Raw genomic sequence first — 938 nt, 5'->3', positions numbered from 1 at the left:
TCGGTGACGGGGTTGCGTTTGCCCGCGACGATGGTGTTCGACTATCCGACACCCCATGCCCTGGCCACCTACCTGTGCACCCGCCTGAGCGGCGAGACGATCAGCCCCCGCGTGCCCGCCGCAACGTCGACCGCTACCGACGAGCCGATCGCCATCGTCGCCATGACCTGCCGTTTCCCCGGCGGGGCCACCTCCCCGGAGGGACTGTGGGACCTGGTGTCCTCGGGCCATGAGGCGATCGGGGAGTTTCCGACCGGTCGGGGCTGGGACCTGGACGGCCTCTTCCACCCGGACCCCGACCACCCCGGCACGTCCTACGCCCGCAAGGGTGGGTTCCTGTACGACGCCGACGCGTTCGATGCGGGGTTCTTCGGCATCAATCCGCGGGAGGCGCTGGCGACGGATCCGCAGCAGCGGTTGCTGCTGGAGGCGGCGTGGGAGGTGGTGGAGCGGGCGGGTATCGACCCGGTGTCGTTGAAGGGCAGTCCTACCGGGGTCTACGCCGGGGTGATGTACCACGACTACGCCGCCGGGCTCGGCGGCGGCGACGCACGGCTCGAGGGCTACGCCATGCTCGCCAGCTCCGGCAGCGTGGTGTCCGGCCGGGTGGCGTACACGCTGGGGTTGGAGGGTCCGGCGGTGACGGTGGATACGGCGTGTTCGTCGTCGTTGGTGGCGATGCATTTGGCGGCGCAGGCGTTGCGGCAGGGTGAGTGCACGCTTGCGCTGGCGGGTGGTGTGACGGTGATGGCGACGCCGGATGTGTTCACCGGTTTCTCGCGTCAGCGCGGCTTGGCCCCCGACGGGCGGTGCAAGCCCTTCGCGGCGGCGGCCGACGGCACCGGCTGGAGTGAAGGCGTCGGCCTGTTGCTCCTGGAGCGGTTGTCGGATGCGCGACGCAACGGCCATCGGGTGTTGGCGGTGATTCGGGGTTCGGC

1 protein-coding gene is annotated in these 938 nt (G+C 70.5%); it reads left to right on the top strand.

The genetic code is table 11. The features are described from left to right. Positions 1 to 938: acyl carrier protein (locus EEJ42_RS03885; RefSeq protein WP_148081840.1), on the top strand; the 938-nt coding region annotated here is incomplete at both ends.

The sequence above is a fragment of the Streptomyces botrytidirepellens genome (genome assembly GCF_003721215.1).
In the GTDB taxonomy this organism is placed as follows: Bacteria; Actinomycetota; Actinomycetes; order Streptomycetales; family Streptomycetaceae; genus Streptomyces; species Streptomyces himastatinicus.
The sequence above is the reverse complement of the archived record's forward strand: the minus strand, read 5'-3'. Positions and strand labels throughout refer to the sequence as shown.